General features: G+C 71.4%; 1 protein-coding gene. It reads left to right on the forward strand.

What is annotated here, in order from left to right; all coding sequences use genetic code 11:
- Nucleotides 1-160: 160 nt before the first annotated feature.
- A partial coding sequence (locus HMPREF3105_RS10310) for an acyltransferase family protein (protein WP_168168015.1) occupies nt 161-1,208 on the forward strand: 1,048 nt, incomplete at its 3' end.

Raw genomic sequence — 1,208 nt, forward strand, 5'->3', positions numbered from 1 at the left:
TGATGTGGGGCCTATCTCGCGTTCGAAAGTCCCCATGACCCCGATTTCACGTTCGAAAACCGGCGGGAATCGACCGGCCCGCTATGGTCTTCTGGGCGTTCCGCGCGATGTGGCGGCGGAGCCCCCTTCCCCCGCCCCGCCACGCCACCCCGGAGCCGCCATGTCCACGACGCCGACCCCGCCCGTGTCCCACGGGTCCGCCCCCAGCCGGATGACCTGGATGGACGCGATGCGCGGATTCGCCGTGCTGCTGGTGATGTTCACCCACACCTACACGATGCCGCAGGGCCTCGACGCGACCTTCAGCTCCGTGGCGTTCGCGAACGTGGTGCAGGTGTTCCAGTCGTGGCGGATGCCGATGCTCGTGTTCCTGTCCGGCGTCCTGCTGCCCCGCTCCGTGTCCAAGCCGCTGGGCACGTACTACCGCGGCAAGGCGGAGCGGATCCTGTGGCCGTTCCTCGTCTGGATGGTCGTGCTGGCGCTGGCCACGGGCAGGCCCGGGTCCCTGCTGTCCGGCGAGTTCTGGCGCGGTGGCGCGTGGCACCTGTGGTTCCTGTGGGTGCTCATGCTCTGCTATCTCATCGGCCCGGTGATCCGCCGTGTCCCGGCGCTGGTGGTCGCGGCCGTCCTCTTCGTGCTGCTCCTGGAGTTCGTCAGCGGCCCCCGCGACTGGGTGCGTCCCCTGTACTGGGGTGTGTACTTCTTCCTCGGTGCCGCGTCCGCGCGACTGCTCCCCCGGATCCGCACGGCGCCGGCCGCCCTGGGTGTGATCGCGGTGATCCTGATGGTGCTCACCGTGACGGCCACGCGCACCGGCGCGCTCGTGGTGGCGGAGCGCCAGCCCTGGTCCGTGTTCGCTGCTCTGCCGGGGATCCTCGTGGTGCTGTGGCTCGGCCCGCGCCTGCCCCGTCTGCCGTTCCTCGAGTTCTGCGGCCGCCGCTCGATGGTCCTCTACGTCGCCCACATGCCGGTGCTGATCCTGGCGGTGGCGGCCTTCCGCGACCTCGCCGCGGTCCGCCCGGTCGACTTCTACGTGGCCATCGCGTCGTTCACGTTCCTCGTCCCGCTCGCCCTCGCGCTCGGCTACCGACGGGTGCGCTGGCTCTTCGAGTTCCCGACGGCGGGACGCGGCCGGGAGCGGCCACGCACCCGGGCAGCGGTCCCGGAGGCGGCCGACGCCGTGCCGGCGCAGACCGCCGAGCCCGCCC

Source organism: Micrococcus sp. HMSC31B01, from assembly GCF_001816085.1.
Taxonomy (GTDB): Bacteria; Actinomycetota; Actinomycetes; order Actinomycetales; family Micrococcaceae; genus Micrococcus; species Micrococcus luteus.